Here is a 17,762-nt window from a genome sequence, read left to right as displayed (position 1 = left end):
GCCATGACCATCGAGACGACGAACGCCGACACGACCGCCGCCATCACGGATGCGCCGCAGATCGGCCACTGGATCGACGGGGCGCCGCGGCCTTCGAGGAGCGGCCGCACGGCCGACGTCTTCAACCCCGCGACCGGAGCCGTGATCGGCCGGGTGGCGCTGGCCGACGAGGAGGAGATCGCCGAGGCGATCGCCTCTGCCGAGCGTGCGCAGAAGGCCTGGGGCGCCACGTCGATCGCGAAGCGTCAGGCGGTGCTGTTCGCGTTCCGCGAGCTGCTGAACGCCCGCAAAGGCGAGCTCGCCGAGATCGTCACGCGCGAGCACGGCAAGGTGCTCTCCGACGCGATGGGGGAGATCCTCCGCGGGCAGGAGGTGGTGGAGCTCGCGACCGGGTTCCCGCACCTGATCAAGGGCGCATACTCGGAGAACGTCTCGACCGGCATCGACGTGTACTCGATCAAGCAGCCGCTCGGCGTGATCGGCATCGTCAGCCCCTTCAACTTCCCGGTCATGGTGCCGATGTGGTTCTTCCCGATCGCGATCGCCGCCGGCAACGCCGTGGTGCTCAAACCCAGCGAGAAGGACCCATCCGCCGCACTCTGGATGGCCGAGCTGTGGCGCGAGGCAGGGCTCCCCGATGGCGTCTTCACGGTGCTGCAGGGTGACAAGCTCGCGGTCGACGGTCTGCTCACGAGTCCCGTCGTGCAGTCGATCTCGTTCGTCGGCTCGACGCCGATCGCGCAGTACATCTACGAGACGGCATCCCGTCACGGCAAGCGGGTGCAGGCGCTCGGCGGCGCGAAGAACCACATGCTGGTGCTCCCCGACGCCGACCTCGACCTCGTCGCCGACCAGGCGATCAACGCGGGCTACGGCGCCGCAGGCGAGCGGTGCATGGCGATCTCGGTCCTGATTGCGGTGGAGCCGGTGGCCGACCGGCTCATCGAAAAGATCACCGAACGGATATCCCGTCTGCGGGTGGGCAACGGCGCGGGGGATGCCGACGGCGAGCCCGACCTCGGCCCGCTGATCAGCGGCGCGCACCGCGAGAAGGTGTCGGGCTACGTCGACATCGCGGTCGCCGACGGGGCGCGCATCGTGGTGGACGGCCGCGGCTTCGTGGTCGACGGGCACGAGGACGGCTTCTTCTTCGGACCGACGCTGATCGACGAGATCCCGCTCACGTCGCGGGCGTACCGCGAGGAGATCTTCGGCCCGGTGCTGTCGATCGTGCGCGTCGAGACGTTCCAGGAGGGACTCGACCTCATCAACTCCGGCGAGTTCGGCAACGGCACGGCGATCTTCACGAACGACGGCGGCGCCGCCCGGCGCTTCCAGACCGAGGTGCAGGTCGGCATGATCGGCATCAACGTCCCGATCCCCGTTCCGGTCGCGTACCACTCCTTCGGCGGCTGGAAGGCCTCGCTGTTCGGCGACGCCAAGGCGTACGGTGTGCACGGGTTCGAGTTCTTCACGCGGGAGAAGGCGGTCACCAGCCGCTGGCTCGATCCCGCGACGCACGAGGGCATCAACCTCGGCTTCCCGCAGAATCGCTGAGGCGCGCATGAACGACGAGACCGGATGGTTCCATCGCCGCGGCGCGCTCGCCGGCGAGGGGTGGGAGAGCGTCGTCGACGACGGCATCCCCGGCTGGCAGCACACGGGTCTGCGCATCGGCGTCTTGGAAGAGGGCACCGCACTCGCAGTGGACGAGGGCGGACAGGAGCGCATCGTCGTGCCGCTCGCCGGGAGCTTCACGGTCGAGGTCGTCGAGCGGGGGGTCGCGTCGACCGTGGAGCTCACGGGCCGGACGTCGGTCTTCGACGGTCCGACCGACGTGCTCTACCTCTCGTGCGACGCGACCGCGACCGTGCGCGGGAGCGGAAGAGTCGCGGTGGCATCATCTCCGACGACCGAGATCCGGCCGACCCGTAGGATCGCGGCGAGCGAGACCCCGGTCGAGCTCCGAGGAGCGGGGCCGTCGAGCCGTCAGGTGCACAACTTCGGCACGCCGCAGGCCTTGGATGCCGCGCGACTGATCGTCTGCGAAGTCATCACGCCCGCGGGCAACTGGTCGTCGTATCCGCCGCACAAGCACGACGAGCATGTGCCTGGCCATGAGTCGAGGCTCGAGGAGATCTACTACTTCGAGGCGGCGCGTGCGGATCGGTCGGTGCAGGGCGCGGATGCCGCGTTCGGGCTGTTCAGCACATACTCCTCTCCCGCTGGCGACATCGAGATCGACGCGATGGTGCGCACGGGCGACATCGCCCTGGTGCCCTACGGATATCACGGCCCTGCTGTCGCCGCGCCCGGCTACGACCTCTACTACCTGAACGTGATGGCGGGTCCCGATCCCGAACGTGAATGGCTGATCGCCGACGATCCGGCGCACGCCTGGGTGCGCGACGCCTGGGCGTCGCAGCCGATCGACCCACGGCTGCCGTTCGCGGCCGCCGGTCCGCACGGACACGACAACGATGACGAGCACGACGAAGGAGGGCCGCGATGACGGCGACCAGGAGGATGTCGGTCAGCCAGGCGCTGATCGAGTTCCTTGCGAACCAGTGGACGGTCGACGGCGACATCCGCGAGCGGACGATCCCCGGAGTGTTCGGCATCTTCGGGCACGGCAACGTCGCCGGAATCGGGCAGGCGCTGCGCCAGCTCGATGTCGAGCGCCCCGGCCTCATGCCGTACCACCAGGCCCGCAACGAGCAGGCGATGGTGCACCAGTCCGTCGGATTCGCGCGCATGCACCGGCGCAGGGCGACGTTCGCCTCCGCGGCATCCGTCGGCCCTGGTGCGACCAACATGCTCACGGGCGCCGCGCTCGCGACGACGAACAGGCTGCCCGCACTGCTGCTGCCGAGCGACACCTTCGCGACCCGCGTGGCCGACCCTGTGCTGCAGCAGCTCGAGCAGCCCTGGGACATCGGGCTCACCGTGAACGACGCCTTCCGTCCGCTCTCGCGCTTCTTCGATCGCGTGCAGCGGCCGGAGCAGCTGTTCTCCATCGCGCTGAATGCCCTCCGCGTGCTCGTCGACCCCGCCGAGACCGGCGCCGTCACGATCGCACTGCCGGAGGACGTGCAGGCCGAGGGCATCGACGTGCCGCTGTCGTTCCTCGCTGAGCGCGAGTGGCATGTGCGCCGTCCCGTCCCCGAGCGGGGAGCGCTGGAGCGGGCCGTGCGAGCGATCCGCGCCGCGAAGCGTCCGTTCATCGTCGCAGGCGGCGGCGTGATCTATTCGGGCGCCGAGGAGCAGCTGCGAGCCCTCGTCGAGGTCACCGGCATCCCCGTCGGCACGACGCAGGCCGGTGGCGGCAGCCTCGCCTGGGATCACGCGCAGTACCTCGGGGGCGTCGGAGCCACCGGCTCGACGGCGGCGAACCGGCTCGCCGCCGAGGCTGATCTCGTGATCGGCATCGGCACGCGCTACAGCGACTTCACCACCGGGTCCCGCACCGCGTTCCAGCACCCGGGCGTCGAGTTCGTCAACATCAACGTCGCCTCCTTCGACGCGTACAAGCACGGTACGCAGCTGCCCGTGATCGCCGACGCGCGCGAAACGCTGATGGCGCTCGCCGCGGCGCTTCCCGACGGCCTGGTGAGCGAGGAGTACGCGACGCGCATCGCGGGGGAGAAGCGGGAGTGGGATGCCGCGGTCGACGCCGCATTCGCCCCCTCGAGCCTCGCGCGACCAGGCCAGTCCGAGATCATCGGCGCGGTGCAGGCGGCCACCGACCCGGAGGACGTGATCGTCCAGGCCGCGGGGTCGCTGCCCGGGGATCTGCACAAGCTCTGGCGCGTGCGCGACCCGCTCGGCTATCACGTCGAGTACGCGTTCTCGTGCATGGGATACGAGATCGCGGGCGGCCTCGGTGCGAAGCGCGGCGCGCTCGCCGACGGCTCGGATCGCGACGTGGTCGTGATGGTCGGCGACGGCTCGTACCTGATGCTGAGCTCCGAGCTCGCGACGATCGTCGCAGAGGGCATCAAGCTGATCGTCGTGATCGTGCAGAACCACGGCTACGCCTCGATCGGCCACCTGTCGGAGACGGTCGGGTCGGAGCGGTTCGGCACGCGGTATCGGATGCAGGACGACCCCGCACAGGTCGAGCGGCTGCTGCCGGTCGACCTGGCGATGAACGCGCGCAGCTACGGACTGGACGTCGTGGAGATCCCCGCGACGGCATCCGCGATCGACGACCTGTCGGCCGCGCTCGCCGCGGCGAAGGCCTCGCCGCGATCGACCGTGATCCACATCGAGAGCGATCCGCTGCTCTACGCCCCCGACGGCGAGGGGTGGTGGGATGTGCCGGTGCCGGAGGAGGCATCGCTGCCGTCGACGCGACGAGCGCGTCGCGAATACGAACAGCGTCGCACGGCGCAGCGTCCGCTGCTGGGCGCAGAAGACGGAGGAGAGGCATGAAGGCGACGGTGGCCGGTGCCCCGGTGAGCTTCGGCGTGTTCGAGTTGACCCCCGAGGGTGCGGAGACGATCAGCCCCGATGACCTGCTGGCGACGCTCGCGGAGTCCGACTACCGCGGCGTCGACCTCGGCCCGTCCGGGTTCTTCGGTCAGGGCGTGATGCTGCGAGAGCGGCTGCGGAGCCACGGGCTGGAACTCGCCGGCGGCTGGGTGCAACTGCCGTTCTCGGACGACGAGGCGTTCGAGGCCGCGCTGCCCGAGCTGCACGAGGCGCTGCGCGCCTTCTCCGACGCCGCGCAGGACGGACCGGACCGGCTGCCGCTGCCCACGCTCGCCGACGGCGGCTCAGCGCTCCGCCAGGGAGCGCCGGGACGCGGCGACGAGGTCGACCCGCTCGCCGAGGCCGCTTGGGGTCGGCTCCTCGCGAACACCGAACGCGCCGCGGACATCGTGCGCGCCGCCGGCTTCGAGCCGACCTTCCACCACCACGCCGGCACGTTCGTGGAGTCCCCCGACGAGATCGACCGTTTTCTCGCGAACGTCGACGTCGACCTGACCCTCGACACCGGTCACCTCTTCATCGCCGGCGGAGACCCGCTCGACGCCGTGCACCGGTGGGGGGACCGCATCAACCACCTGCACCTGAAGGACGTCGACCTCGGCGAGCTGACCCGCGTGCTCTCCGCGGGCGGCGGCATGCGCGAGGTCTGGTCGTCGGGTTCCTTCGTCGCGTTCGGCGAGGGCGACATCGACCTCGCTGGGGTGATGGACGCCGTCGACGCCCACGGCTTCGACGGCTGGATCGTCGTCGAGCAGGACGTGCTGAACGGCCCCGACGTCTCCCTCTCCGAGTTCCGCGCCGCACGCGGGGCCGATCAGATCCGCAACCGCGAGGCGCTGCGCCCCTGGGCGTGACGTCCCATCCACCACGAAGGACCGCACGATGTCACACGCTCCCCTCCGCTTCGGCCTGATCGGCACCGGACGCATCGGCCAGGTGCACGCCGCGAGTATCGCCGCCGACCCCGACGCGCAGCTCTCCTGGGTCGCCGACCCGTTCGTCGACGGCGCGCGCCGTGTGGCCGCGACGTTCGGCGGCACGGCCACCGACACCCCCGACGAGGTGTTCGCCTCGGGTGAGGTCGACGCGATACTGATCGCCTCGCCGACTCCGACGCACGTCGACCTCATCGCGCAGGCGGTGGATGCCGGCATCCCCGTGCTGTGCGAGAAGCCGATCGACCTGGACATCGCCCGCGTCGAAGCACTGCGCCCGCGGATCGCCTCAGCCGGCGTGCCGGTCGCGCTCGGGTTCAACCGCCGCTTCGATCCCGCGTTCGCCTCGGCCAGGGCTCGCGTCGCCGCAGGCGAGATCGGCGCGCTCGAGCAGCTCACGATCATCAGCCGCGACCCCTCCGCTCCACCGGCCGACTACGTCGCGGTGTCGGGCGGGATCTTCCGCGACATGACGATCCACGACTTCGACATGGCGCGGTTTTTCCTGCCCGACATCGTCGAGGTCTCGGCATCCGGCTCGACGACCTTCGACGCCGGCGCCGCAGAGCACGGAGATTTCGACACCGCGATCACGACACTGCGTGCGGCATCAGGCGCCCTCGTCACGATCGTGAACTCGCGGCACAGCGCGGTCGGCTACGACCAGCGCATCGAGGCGTTCGGCGGCACCGGGATGCTGCAGGTCGCGAATGCGCCGACGAGCCTCGTCAGCCTGTCGAACGCGTCGGCCGTCGAGGCGAAGCCCCCGTACGAGCTGTTCTTCCTGGAGCGCTACGCCGCCGCCTACGCCGCTGAGTTGCACGAGTTCATCCGGCTCGCCCGTGGAGAGGAATCGACCAGCCCGACGTTCGAAGACGGCCGGGCAGCCCTGATCCTCGCCGATGCCGCGCAGCGCTCTGCGACCGAGCGCGTCGTCGTGCCGGTGGATCTGGCGTGAGCGCCTCGGAGCAGACCGCGCGGTACCGGCTAGCCGCTTCGGCGGAGATGCTCTATACCGACCTCGACTTCGTGGAGCGGGTGCGCCGCCTGCACGAGCGCGGCTTCGAGGTCGAGATCTGGGACTGGAGCACGAAGGACCTCGCGGCGCTTGCGGCGACGGGGGCGACGTTCTCATCGATGACGGGGTACCTACGCGGCGACCTCACGACCCCCGACGGCATCGCCGAACTGGTGGCCACTGCCGAGGAATCGCTGCGGATGGCCGAACTGATCGATGTGCCCCGGCTGAACCTGCACGGCACGGGCCTCGCGCCCGGCGGTCTGCCGGTGCGTCCGCAGACCGAGGTCACCCCGCACGAGTGGGGGATCGCGGCAGAGACCCTCGCGCGGCTGGCCGCGCTGGGTGCGCGCGAGGGACGCGTGTTCACGCTGGAGAACCTGAACACCGCCGTCGACCACCCCGGCACCCCGTTCGCCCGCGCCGCCGACACGCTCCGCCTCGCGCAAGCCGTGGAGTCGCCGTGGCTGCGGCTCAACCTCGACCTGTACCACGCGCAGATCGGCGAGGGGAACCTGATCGAGCTGGTGCGGGAGGCGCTGCCGTGGGTCGGCGAGATCCAGGTGGCCGATGTGCCGGGTCGCTGCGAGCCGGGCACGGGGGAGATCCGCTACGAGGCGATCGCCGCGGCGCTGCGCGAGCTCGGCTACGACGGCGTGATCGGCCTCGAGGGCTGGGCGCGGCATGACACCGATGCTGCGCTCGACGCGTTCCGGAGTGCCTTCGAGGCCTGAGGCTCTGCGGATGGTGAGTGAGGCCGGCGCGATGCGCCGGCCTCACTTTTTCTCACGCGTCGTACGTCGTCGGCCCCGTCACCTCGGGCACGGTCTCCCAGGCCCCGGATGCCGTGCTCCGCAGCGCCGCATCCACGATCTCCGCCGCCGACCAGGCGTCGGAGGCGGACGGTGCGAGCTGCCTGCCCTCTGCGACTGAGCGCAGGAACAGCGACGCCTCGATGGTCTTCAGGTCGTCGAAGCCCATGCCGGTGCCGGCGCCCGGCTGGAAGCGGGCGAAGTCGCCGTAGTCGGGACCTGCCATCACGGTGCGATAGCCGGAGGTGTCATCGGCGAGCTGGAGCTCGTTCAGCCGCTGGAAGTCCCAGCGCAGTGAGCCCTTCGTGCCATACACCTCGATGCGGTACTCGGCGCGGGGGCCGATCGCGACGCGGCTGGACTCCAGCACGGCGACCGCGCCGGAATCGAAACGGGCGAGGATCGCGGCGTAGTCCTCGTTCTCCACGTCGCCACGGGGCCCGTCGTCGGCGCCCTTGCTGAAGTGGCTCGCGGCGCCTGCGGAGGGCAGGGGGCGGGTGCGGATGAAGGTCTCGGTGAGCCCGCTGACGGAGCTGATCCGGCCGACGATGTACTGCGCGAGGTCAGCCCCGTGCGAGAGCAGGTCGCCGAGCACGCCGCTGCCGGCGCGGTCGCGGCTGAACCGCCAGGTGAGGGCGCCGTCGGGGTCGGCCGAGTAGTCGGCGAGCAGCGCCACGCGCACGTTCGTGATGGTGCCGAGCGCGCCTTCGCGCACCAGGCGTCTGGCGTGCGCGATGGCCGGGGCGTGCCGGTAGTTGAAGCCCACAGAGGTCACGAGACCCGCGTCGAGCGCGCCCTGCGCGATCTCTCGCGATTCGCCGGCTCCGCGGCCCATCGGCTTCTCGATCCAGAAGGGCTTGCCGGCGCCGATCGCGGCCAGCGCGATCTCGTGGTGCAGGAAGTTCGGAGAGCAGATGGAGACGACATCGACGTCGGGACGTGCGATCAGCTCGCGGTAGTCAGACACGGTCTCGCGGTAGCCGAGCACGTCGACGGCATGCTCCCGCCCACCGGCATCCGGATCGGCGGCGACAGCGAGATCGGCCACGACGGGCAGCTCGGGGTAGTGCCGATGCGCCTCCAGGTACGCACGTGAGTGCAGGCGCCCCATCCATCCGACCGAGACCAGACCGACGCCGATGTGCTTCTTCGTCACCACGGGCGACTCCTTCCGTTGGACACAGCGTATACCCCGAATGGAGATGTTGACAGAATGTATTGACATTTAAAGTCGCCGATGCCAAACTCGCCCTGACACCGACGTCATCAATGTGGGACGCGTCGACGTCGACAGCATCCGCATCGAAGGGAAACCGAAATGAAGAAGCGCCTCATCGGCGTTCTGGGGATCGCCGCGACAGCCGCGCTGCTGCTCTCGGCATGCTCCGGAACAGGGCAGGAACCGACGACCGACACCCAAGGCGGCGGCGACACGGAGTCCTCGGGTCTGAGCTACGCCGTGGTCACGCACGCAGCACCCGGCGACGCATTCTGGGATCGCGTCAAGTCCGGCGCGGAGCAGGCCGGTTCCGACTACGGCGCCGCCATCACGTACAACTCCGACCCCGACCCGGCCAAGCAGTCGCAGCTCATCGACAACGCGATCGCGCAGGGCGTCGACGGGATCGTGGTCTCGATGGCGAATCCCGATGGCGTGCAGGCGAGCGTCGAGCGCGCCGTCGCCGAGGGCATCCCCGTCGTCACCATCAACTCCGGCATCGAGAAGTTCGCCGAGTTCGGCGCCATCACGCACATCGGACAGAGCGAATCGATCGCCGGTGCCGCGGTGGGTGAGCGCCTCAGCGATGAGGGTGCGACCAACGCCCTCTGCGTGATCCAGGAGGCGGGCAACATCGGCCTCGAGGAGCGCTGCTCTTCTGCGGCGGGGGCGTTCGCGGGCACGATGGCGAACCTGCAGGTCGACGGCACGAACGACGCCGAGGTCAAGGCGACGATCAAGTCGAAGCTGCAGGCCGACCCGACCATCGACGCGGTGCTGACGCTGGGCGGCCAGTACGCGATCGACGCAGTGGGCGCGGTCGAGGAGTCCGGCAGTGCGGCGAAGGTCGTGACCTTCGACCTCTCGGAAGACGTCGTGACAGCCGTGGCCGACGGGAAGATCCTCTTCGCGGTCGACCAGCAGCCTTATGTCCAGGGCTTCCTCGGGGTGACGGCGCTGTACCTCAAGAGCACCAACGGCAATGACATCGGAGGCGGTCAGCCGGTCTACTCCGGACCTGCGTTCGTCACGAAGGACAACGCGGCACAGGTCGCGGAGTTCGCCAAGAAGGGCACGCGCTAAGCATCCGTCAGGGGGTGGGCGGGTCCCGCCCCCTTCCGGTGTGAAAGGACTGAAGATGACAACGACCGACATCGTCACGATGGGGAACAGGCCGCGTCTCGAACGGCGCCCCCTGCGCAACCTGCTCGTACGGCCCGAGATGGGCGCACTCGTCGCCGCGCTGGCGGTGATGATCTTCTTCTCGGTCTACACCAAGAGCTTCATGACGGCCGCAGGGGCGGGCGTCTGGCTGGAATCGGCGTCGACCTTCGGCATCATGGCCGTGGCTGTCGCGCTTCTGATGATCGGCGGCGAGTTCGACCTGTCGGCCGGTGTGCTCACCGGCTTCACGGCACTCGTGGTCGGCGTCCTCACCACCAAGTACGGGCTCAACATCTGGGTCGCGGTACTCGTCTCGCTGGTGCTGGCCCTCGCGATCGGCGCCCTGAACGGCTTCCTCGTCATGAAGACCGGCCTTCCGAGCTTCATCATCACGCTCGGCACGTTCTTCGTGCTCGCCGGTATCGACCTGGCAGTGACCAAGCTCATCACGGGACAGGTCGCCATCCAGGGCATGACGAAGGTGCCGTACTACGACAGCATCCAGCCGCTGTTCGGCTCGTCGATCTCGATCGGCGGAGGCACGTTCTACGTCTCAGTGCTCTGGTGGTTCGTCGTCACGGCCGTCGCCACGTGGGTGCTGCTGAGAACGCGACCGGGCAACTGGATCTTCGCGGTCGGCGGAGCGGCGACCGCGTCGCGTCAGGTGGGTGTTCCGGTGCTGCGGACCAAGATCGGGCTGTTCATGGTCACGGCCGGTGCTGCGTGGCTGGTGGGGATGATCTCGCTGTTCCGCACCTCGACGGTGCAGGCGAACACGGGTGTCGGCCAGGAGTTCATCTACATCATCTGCGCGGTGGTCGGCGGCTGCCTGATGACCGGCGGATTCGGATCGGCGATCGGGGCGGCGCTGGGCGCTCTCATCTACGGCATGGTCTTCCAGGGCATCACCTTCGCCCAGTGGGACACGAACTGGCTGCGCACGTTCCTGGGGGCGATGCTGCTGCTCGCGGTGTTCCTGAACCACTGGGTGCGGCTGCGAGCGGGAGGAGTGAAATGAGCGGGTTCAGCACGGCCGTTCCCGTCGTCGAGGTGCGGGACATCGGCAAGAGCTACGGGCCGGTGAACGCGCTCGCCGGCGTCAGCACGACCGTGAACGCGGGACAGGTCACGTGCGTGCTCGGCGACAACGGCGCCGGCAAGTCGACCTTCATCAAGATGCTCGCGGGAGCGCACACGCCGTCGAGCGGCGAACTGCTCGTCGATGGCGAGCCGGCGACGTTCTCGTCGCCTCGGGCGGCGCTGGATGCCGGGATCGCGACGGTCTACCAGGATCTCGCCGTGGTGCCGCTGATGCCGGTCTGGCGCAACTTCTTCCTCGGGTCGGAGCTGACGACGGGATGGGGCCCGCTCCGGCGGCTCGACGTGAAGCGCATGAAGCAGATCACGTACACCGAGCTCGCGAATATGGGCATCGACCTGCGCGACGTGAATCAGCCGATCGGCACGCTCTCCGGCGGAGAGCGCCAGTGCGTCGCGATCGCCCGCGCCGTGTACTTCGGGGCCAGGGTGCTGATCCTGGACGAGCCGACTGCGGCGCTGGGCGTGAAGCAGTCCGGTGTGGTGCTGAAGTACATCGCCAGGGCTCGCGACCGAGGACTCGGCGTCGTCTTCATCACGCACAACCCGCACCACGCCTATCCGGTCGGCGATCGGTTCCTGCTGCTCAACCGCGGCACGAGCATCGGCAACTTCGAGAAGGAAGAGATCTCCCTCTCGCAGCTGACCAGCATGATGGCCGGCGGGGCCGAGCTCGACTCGCTCGCCCACGAGCTGCAGCGCGAGATCGGAGAGGACTCGCCGGTCGTGCAGGAGGTCGTCAGGGAAGCGGAGCAGTCGAGGCGGACCGAGGGCGCTGGGGAGCCGTCCGCCTCTTCGCCGACGGCATCCGCCTGAGGCCTGCGATCGGCCGGGGCGCACACGGCGCCGGCCGATCGTTGCGCCGCGAGAAGCTCGCCTCCGATCGTTCCGAGACCCTCGCCGCCATCCGCCGCGAGTCAGCGCCGTCGGTTCGAGTCCGGTCCGCGGTAGGTCCCGATGATGGCGGCGATGAGGTCGGAGTAGGCGGCGTCCTGGCTCGCGAACGACCCGTTGTTGCGGCCGTGGCGCAGCACCTCGACGCGGTCGGACACCGCCTGGACGTCGGCGATGTTGTGGCTGATGAAGACCACGCCCAGACCGAGCTCGCGGAGCTGCTCGATGTGCGTGAGCACGTCGGCGGTCTGCGCGACGCTGAGTGATGCGGTGGGTTCGTCGAGGACGACGAGTCGCGGTTGGCTGATGAGCGTGCGGGCGATCGCGACGGCCTGACGCTGGCCGCCGGAGAGGGTGTTCAGTGGCGAGCGGATCGAGGGGATGTTCGCGGCGAGGTCGCTGAGCGCCTGTCTGGTCGCCTGCTCCATCTCGCCTTCGCGCAGCATGCCGTTGTGGGTGCGCAGCTCGCGCCCGAGGAACACGTTGGCGGTCACGTCGAGGTTCTCGCACACCGCGAGGTCCTGGAAGACCGTGGCGATGCCCAGCCGATTCGCCTCCGCGGGGTTCGAGATCTCCACGCGCTCGCCGTTGATGCGGATCTCGCCCGAGGTCGGTGTGAGCGCGCCGGCGATGATCTTCGCGAGAGTCGACTTGCCGGCGGCGTTGTCGCCCACGAGACCGACGACCTCGCGGGCGTTGACGGTGAAATCGACGTCGGTGAGGGCCTCGACGGCCCCGAACCTCTTCGAGACCCCACGCAGGGTGAGCAGGGGCTCGGCCTGCGCAGCGGTGAGGCTCATGAGCGGTCCTCGAGCAGCTGAGACGGGTCTGTCGACTGCAGGATGTGGATCGTCGCCCCGACCAGCACGGCGTCCTTGCCGAACGAGGAGGGCACCGGGTCGTGGCGGGGGGTGCGCCCCTGGGGCGCGTTGTCGCGCACGGCGGTCGCGAAGGGCAGCAGGAAGATGGGGCCGGCTTCGGCGAGCTCGCCGCCGACGGTGATCACCTCGGGAGGGAGCGACTGATGCGCTGCGGCGACCACGCGTCCGAGAGCGGTGGCGGCGTCGGAGACGACGCGAGCGCATCCGGGGTCGCCCGCCGCCGCCCGGGCGATGACGTCCTTGAACGTCACCTGACCGAATGTGGCCCGCAGCGGTGCGGTGACGGCCTCGGCGCCGGCGATCGTCTCCAGGCAGCCCCGCTGTCCGCAGGCGCAGATGGAGCCCGCCGGGTCGACCTGCACGTGGCCGATCTCGCCGGCCGTCCCGGCGCGCCCTCGGTAGATCTGCGAGTTCAGCATCACGCCGGCGCTGATCGTGTACGAGGCGTGCACGAACAGGCTGTCCTTCACGTCGCGGGCCGTGCCGAGCGTCGCCTCGGCGAGGGCCGCGAGGTTCGCATCCTTCTCGACGAGCACCGGGCAGCCGATGCGCTGCTCGACGACTTCGGCGACGGGCTGCGTCTCCCACCGGCGCATGACCCCGCGGTACGCGATGAGTCCGGTGGCCGGATCCACCGGCGCCGGCAGCGCGATGCACACCCCGATGAGGTCGCCGGGGTCGGCGGCGATCATCCCCAGCATGTCGATGATGAGCAGGGTGATGCGATCGAGCACGGTGTCTTCGGCGTGATCGGTCGGCAAGGGCATCGACCGGTCGGCCAGCACGTCCTGCCCGACATCCGACAGCCGCACCCGCATGCTGCGGCTGCCGATCTGCACCGCGGCGACGAGACCTGCCCTTCGGGCGATCGTGACCAGCTGCGCCCGGCGGCCGCTGCGCGACGTCGGGTGGGTCTCGACGAGACCCGAGAGGCTGAGCTCTTTGACGATGGCCGAGACGGTCGCCGTCGACAGGCTGGTCGCTTCGGCGAGCTCGACCTGGGTGAGCCCGCCGAAGCGTTTGACGGCGTCGACGATCTTCGCGGTGTTGGCCTCGCGCAACCCCGACTGGGATCCGCCGGACCATCTGCTCATAGCGGGAGCATATCGCGGGTCGACGCCGTCATCGTGGTCAACGGGCGGCGCCCGCCCGACGCTTGTTCCAGACGTCGAAGGCCACGGCGATCAGCAGCACGAGGCCCTTGACGACCTGCTGGGTCGCCTGGTCGAGTCCCATCAGCTGCATGCCGTTGCTCATCACGGCCATGATCAGGCCGCCGACGATCGCGCCGCCGACCCGGCCGACACCGCCGGTGACCGCCGCACCGCCGATGAAGCAGGCGGCGATCGCGTCGAGCTCGAACATGTTTCCCGCGCCCGGCTGCGCGCCGTTGGTGCGCGAGGAGAACACGACGCCCGCGATGCCGGCGAGGAGTCCCATGTTCACGAAGATCCAGAAGTTGACCTTGCGCACGTTGACGCCGCTGAGCAGTGCCGCGTGCAGGTTGCCGCCGATCGCGTAGACGTGGCGGCCGAACACGCTCTTCTGCGTGATCACGGAGTAGGCGATGATCAGCACGGCGAGGATGATCAGCACGAACGGCAGGCCGCGGCTGGTGGCGAGCTGGTAGCCGAACCACATCACCACGGCCGCGATGAGGGCGATCTTCGCGATGAACCAGCCGAGAGCCTCGACCGACTGCTGGTGCGCGAGCTTCGAGCGGCGGCTGCGCACCTGCCACACGGCGTAGCCGACCACGCCGATCGCGAAGATCACGAGCGTGAACACGTCGACCCCGTATCCGCCGAGCAACCCGTTGAAGAAGCCGTTCGCGATCGAGTAGTAGGTGCCGCCGAACGGCGACAGCGAGACGTTGCTGAGCACGATGAAGGTGAGGCCGCGGAACAGCAGCATGCCCGCCAGAGTCACGATGAACGCGGGGATCCCGACGTACGCGACCCAGAAGCCCTGCCAGGCTCCGACGAGCAGGCCGACGGCGATCGCCGCGAGCACGCCGACCCACCACGGCTGCTGCCCGCGGATCACGATGACGGCTGCCGTCGCTCCGGTGAGGGCGACGACCGATCCCACCGACAGATCGATGTGCCCGGCGATGATCACGATCACCATGCCGATCGCGAGGATCAGGATGTACGAGTACTGCAGCACGATGTTCGTGAGGTTGCCCGGCGAGAGGAACGTCGGGTTGAGGATCGCGAAGAACGCGACGATCGCGATGAAGGCGACCAGGATGCCGCTCTGACGGAGGTTCCGCGTGGCGAGGCTGAAGAGGTTGCTGACGCCGGTCATCGCGCGGCCGTCCTTTCGAGGGTCATGAGGTGCATGAGGTTCTCCTGTGTGGCTTCGCTGGTGGGGAGTTCACCGGTGATCCTCCCGAAAGCCAGGGTGTATATGCGGTCGCAGATGCCGAGGAGCTCGGGGAGCTCGGAGGAGATCACCAGCACGCCCTTCCCCTCTGCGACCAGGCGGTTGATGATCGTGTAGATCTCGTACTTGGCTCCGACGTCGATTCCTCGCGTCGGCTCGTCGAGGATCAGGACGTCGGGCGCCGTCTGGATCCACTTGCTCAGCACGACCTTCTGCTGGTTCCCTCCGGAGAGGTTGCCGACGAGCTGGAGCACGCTGGGGCTCTTGATGTTCATGTCGGCACGGTACTGCTCTGCGACCTGCAGTTCGCGGTTCGCGTTGATCCAGCCGCCCGGGCTGATCAGCCGAAGCGAGGCCATCGTGATGTTGTGCCGGATGTCGTCGATCAGGTTGAGCCCGAACTTCTTGCGGTCCTCCGTGGCGTAGGCGATGCCCGCGCGGATGGCGGCGCTCGTGGTCGAGGTGTCGACCTCCTTGCCGCGCACGAACACCTTGCCGCGGGCGTGCCTGCCGTAGGTGCGCCCGAACACGCTCATCGCGAGCTCGGTGCGGCCGGCGCCCATGAGGCCGGCGATGCCGACGACCTCTCCGGCGCGGACGGTGAGCGAAGCGTCTTCGACCATGACCCGACCGGGCTGGGTCGGATGGTTCACCGACCAGTTCTCGATGCGCAGCACCTCTTCGCCCGGGTTCGAGGTGCGCTCGGGGAAGCGGTGGGCGAGGTCGCGGCCGACCATGCCGCGGATGATGCGATCCTGCGTGGAGGCCGGATCCTTCATGTCGAGCGTCTCGATCGACTTGCCGTCGCGGATGATCGTGGTGCGGTCGGCGATCTCGGCGATCTCGTTCAGCTTGTGCGAGATGATGATCGACGTCATGCCCTCGTCGCGCAGTCGGCGCAGCAGGTCGAGCAGGTGCGCCGAGTCGGTGTCGTTGAGGGCGGCGGTCGGTTCGTCGAGGATCAGCAGACGCACGTTCTTCGAGAGCGCCTTGGCGATCTCGACGAGCTGCTGCTTTCCGACGCCGAGCTGGGCGACAGGGGTCGTCGGGTTCTCGTCGAGGCCCACCTGGGCGAGCAGAGCGGATGCTTCGGCATTCGCCCGATCCCAGTCGATCAGACCGTTCTTCCCGCGCCGCTCGTTGCCGAGGAAGATGTTCTCGGCGACGCTGAGGTAGGGGATCAGGGCGAGCTCCTGGTGGATGATCACGATCCCCCTCTGCTCGGAGTCGTTGATCGAACCGAAGGCCGCCTCCTCTCCTTCGTAGATGATCTCGCCCTCATAGGTGCCGTGGGGGTACACGCCCGACAGCACCTTCATGAGAGTGGACTTGCCCGCGCCGTTCTCGCCGCAGATCGCGAGGATCTCGCCGCGGTTCACATCGAGGCTGACGCCCTGGAGCGCCTTCACACCCGGGAAGCTCTTCTCGATCTCCCGCATCTGCAGAACCGGTGTCGTCATGACCCGATGTCCTTTCGTGAAGAGTCGGGGCGTGCGGCCTTGCCGGCCGCACGCCCCGACGGGAGGAGACTACTCGGCGACGCCCGAGTCGACCTCGGCCTGCGTCCAGTAGCCGGAGTCGACGAGGAGCGAGGTGATGTTGTCCTTGTAGACGATGTCCGACTGCAGCAGGTACGACGGCACGACCTTCACGCCGTTGTCGTAGGTCTTCGTGTCGTTGGCCTCGGGGTCGTCGCCCTCGAGCATGGCCTCCGCGGCGACGACCGACTGCTCGGCAAGCTTGCGGGTGTCCTTGAAGATCGTGGCGAACTGCACGTCCTGGTTGATCAGAGCGACGGATGCGATCTCCGCATCCTGACCCGTGACGATCGGCAGGCCGTCGGCGATGGTGGCGCCGTACCCGCCGGTGCCCTGCAGTGCCGTGATGATGCCGCGCGAGATGCCGTCGTAGGGCGAGAGCACGCCGTCGAGCTTGGTGCCGTTGCCGTACGTGGCGGTGAGCAGGTCCTCCATGCGCTTCTGCGCGGTCTCCTGCGCCCAGCGCAGGGTCGCGGCCTGCTCGATCTTGACCTGGCCGGAGGGAACGGCGAGGACGCCGTCGTCGATGAACGGCTGCAGCGTGTCCATCGCGCCCTGCCAGAAGAAGTGGGCGTTGTTGTCGTCGAGCGATCCGGCGAACAGCTCGATGTTGAACGGGCCCTTCTCGCCGGTCTCCTTGCCGTCGGCGTCGAGGACGCCGAGTCCGGTGAGAAGCGAGGTGGCCTGCTGCACGCCGACCTTGTAGTTGTCGAACGTCACGTAGAAGTCGACGTGCTCGCTGTCGCGGATCAGGCGGTCGTACGAGATGACCGGGATGTTCGCTGCCGCTGCGGCGTCGAGCTGGGAGGACAGGGCCGTTCCGTCGATGGCGGCGATGATCAGCAGGTCGGCGCCCTTGGTGATCATCTGGTCGATCTGCTGACCCTGGGTGGGGATGTCGTCACCCGCGTACTGCAGCTCCACCTGGTAACCGGCGTCTTCGAGGCCGGACTGCACGGCGTTGCCGTCTGCGATCCAGCGCTCCGAGGTCTCCGTCGGCATCGAGACGCCGATGAGCATGTCGCCCTTGTCGGCACCTTCGGAACCACCCGATCCGCCGGTCGATCCGGCTCCGCCTCCACCGCAGCCGGCGAGGGCGAGCGCCCCGACCAGGCCGAGTGCCGCCAGTGCGTACTTCTTCTTCATCACGAGCTCCTTCGCTGTGCAATGCGTCTTCGGCGCCTTTGCCCCGAGACCAGAATCCCGGTCGTTCGGGACTCGCTCCGGAGATACTTTCCTTGAGTTCGAGTCTCGAAGTCAAGTGTTCGTGATCAATTCGTGATTCCCCGATGTGTCCGCTCTCATTCGTACACGAAGCGGC

Annotated in this window: 15 protein-coding genes; 9 read left to right on the top strand and 6 right to left on the bottom strand. The window is 68.7% G+C overall.

Going from position 1 to position 17,762, the window contains the following annotated elements; translation table 11 throughout:
* Nucleotides 1-3 precede the first annotated feature (3 nt).
* From ACI3KT_RS09190 to ACI3KT_RS09165, 6 genes are read left to right on the top strand one after another with little or no spacing between them, the layout of a single operon-like run.
* Complete coding sequence (locus ACI3KT_RS09190; RefSeq protein WP_307292848.1) at nt 4-1,557, top strand: CoA-acylating methylmalonate-semialdehyde dehydrogenase; 1,554 nt, start codon at nt 4-6, stop codon at nt 1,555-1,557.
* A gap of 7 nt (nt 1,558-1,564) precedes the next feature.
* Entirely contained in the window at nt 1,565-2,512 is a 948-nt protein-coding gene (gene iolB, locus ACI3KT_RS09185; RefSeq protein ID WP_404903773.1) for a 5-deoxy-glucuronate isomerase, read from the top strand.
* Complete coding sequence (gene iolD, locus ACI3KT_RS09180) at nt 2,509-4,434, top strand: 3D-(3,5/4)-trihydroxycyclohexane-1,2-dione acylhydrolase (decyclizing) (RefSeq protein ID WP_292904590.1); 1,926 nt, start codon at nt 2,509-2,511, stop codon at nt 4,432-4,434. Before iolB ends, iolD begins: the two co-directional genes overlap by 4 nt.
* The gene (locus ACI3KT_RS09175) at nt 4,431-5,348 is read left to right on the top strand and encodes a sugar phosphate isomerase/epimerase family protein (RefSeq protein ID WP_404903771.1); all 918 of its coding nucleotides are present in this window, start codon (nt 4,431-4,433) and stop codon (nt 5,346-5,348) included. The genes iolD and ACI3KT_RS09175 overlap by 4 nt, the downstream gene beginning before the upstream one ends.
* A gap of 28 nt (nt 5,349-5,376) precedes the next feature.
* Nucleotides 5,377-6,387 carry an inositol 2-dehydrogenase gene (iolG, locus tag ACI3KT_RS09170; protein WP_404903769.1) on the top strand — a complete coding sequence of 337 codons (1,011 nt, stop codon included), beginning with the start codon at nt 5,377-5,379 and terminating at the stop codon, nt 6,385-6,387.
* Nucleotides 6,388-6,434: 47 nt separating this feature from the next.
* Nucleotides 6,435-7,181 carry a TIM barrel protein gene (locus ACI3KT_RS09165; RefSeq protein ID WP_404904061.1) on the top strand — a complete coding sequence of 249 codons (747 nt, stop codon included), beginning with the start codon at nt 6,435-6,437 and terminating at the stop codon, nt 7,179-7,181.
* 52 nt (nt 7,182-7,233) lie between these two features.
* Here the strand turns inward: ACI3KT_RS09165 and ACI3KT_RS09160 are convergent, their stop codons facing one another.
* Nucleotides 7,234-8,418 carry a Gfo/Idh/MocA family protein gene (locus ACI3KT_RS09160; protein WP_292904596.1) on the bottom strand — a complete coding sequence of 395 codons (1,185 nt, stop codon included), beginning with the start codon at nt 8,416-8,418 and terminating at the stop codon, nt 7,234-7,236.
* Nucleotides 8,419-8,577: 159 nt separating this feature from the next.
* Here ACI3KT_RS09160 and ACI3KT_RS09155 point away from each other — a divergent pair, with 159 nt between their 5' ends.
* The 3 genes from ACI3KT_RS09155 to ACI3KT_RS09145 are packed head-to-tail and all read left to right on the top strand — an operon-like array spanning nt 8,578 to nt 11,556.
* On the top strand, nt 8,578-9,561 hold the full coding sequence (locus ACI3KT_RS09155) for a substrate-binding domain-containing protein (protein ID WP_404903767.1): 984 nt from the start codon (nt 8,578-8,580) through the stop codon (nt 9,559-9,561).
* A 55-nt stretch (nt 9,562-9,616) separates the two neighbouring features.
* Entirely contained in the window at nt 9,617-10,660 is a 1,044-nt protein-coding gene (locus ACI3KT_RS09150; RefSeq protein ID WP_292904600.1) for an ABC transporter permease, read from the top strand.
* Complete coding sequence (locus ACI3KT_RS09145) at nt 10,657-11,556, top strand: ATP-binding cassette domain-containing protein (protein WP_404903765.1); 900 nt, start codon at nt 10,657-10,659, stop codon at nt 11,554-11,556. Before ACI3KT_RS09150 ends, ACI3KT_RS09145 begins: the two co-directional genes overlap by 4 nt.
* A 101-nt stretch (nt 11,557-11,657) precedes the next feature.
* On the opposite strand, the gene ACI3KT_RS09140 is transcribed toward ACI3KT_RS09145, so the two are convergent.
* The 5 genes from ACI3KT_RS09140 to chvE all read right to left on the bottom strand — a co-directional run bounded on the left by ACI3KT_RS09140 (nt 11,658) and on the right by chvE (nt 17,587).
* A complete protein-coding gene (locus ACI3KT_RS09140; protein ID WP_404903763.1) occupies nt 11,658-12,434 on the bottom strand; it encodes an ATP-binding cassette domain-containing protein in 777 nt (258 codons plus the stop codon).
* The gene (locus ACI3KT_RS09135) at nt 12,431-13,609 is read right to left on the bottom strand and encodes an ROK family transcriptional regulator (RefSeq protein WP_404903761.1); all 1,179 of its coding nucleotides are present in this window, start codon (nt 13,607-13,609) and stop codon (nt 12,431-12,433) included. Before ACI3KT_RS09135 ends, ACI3KT_RS09140 begins: the two co-directional genes overlap by 4 nt.
* A 37-nt stretch (nt 13,610-13,646) precedes the next feature.
* Nucleotides 13,647-14,825: a multiple monosaccharide ABC transporter permease gene (mmsB, locus tag ACI3KT_RS09130; protein WP_404903759.1), complete on the bottom strand. Its 1,179-nt coding sequence runs from the start codon at nt 14,823-14,825 to the stop codon at nt 13,647-13,649.
* Entirely contained in the window at nt 14,822-16,363 is a 1,542-nt protein-coding gene (gene mmsA, locus ACI3KT_RS09125; RefSeq protein WP_404903757.1) for a multiple monosaccharide ABC transporter ATP-binding protein, read from the bottom strand. Before mmsA ends, mmsB begins: the two co-directional genes overlap by 4 nt.
* Nucleotides 16,364-16,432: 69 nt before the next feature.
* Nucleotides 16,433-17,587: a multiple monosaccharide ABC transporter substrate-binding protein gene (chvE, locus tag ACI3KT_RS09120; RefSeq protein ID WP_404903755.1), complete on the bottom strand. Its 1,155-nt coding sequence runs from the start codon at nt 17,585-17,587 to the stop codon at nt 16,433-16,435.
* Nucleotides 17,588-17,762: the final 175 nt, after the last annotated feature.

It is taken from the genome of Microbacterium sp. ZW T6_19, from assembly GCF_044987465.1.
Classification (GTDB): domain Bacteria; phylum Actinomycetota; class Actinomycetes; order Actinomycetales; family Microbacteriaceae; genus Microbacterium; species Microbacterium natoriense_A.
Note: the sequence above shows the minus strand (reverse complement) of the source record. Positions and strands in the feature narration are given on the sequence as shown.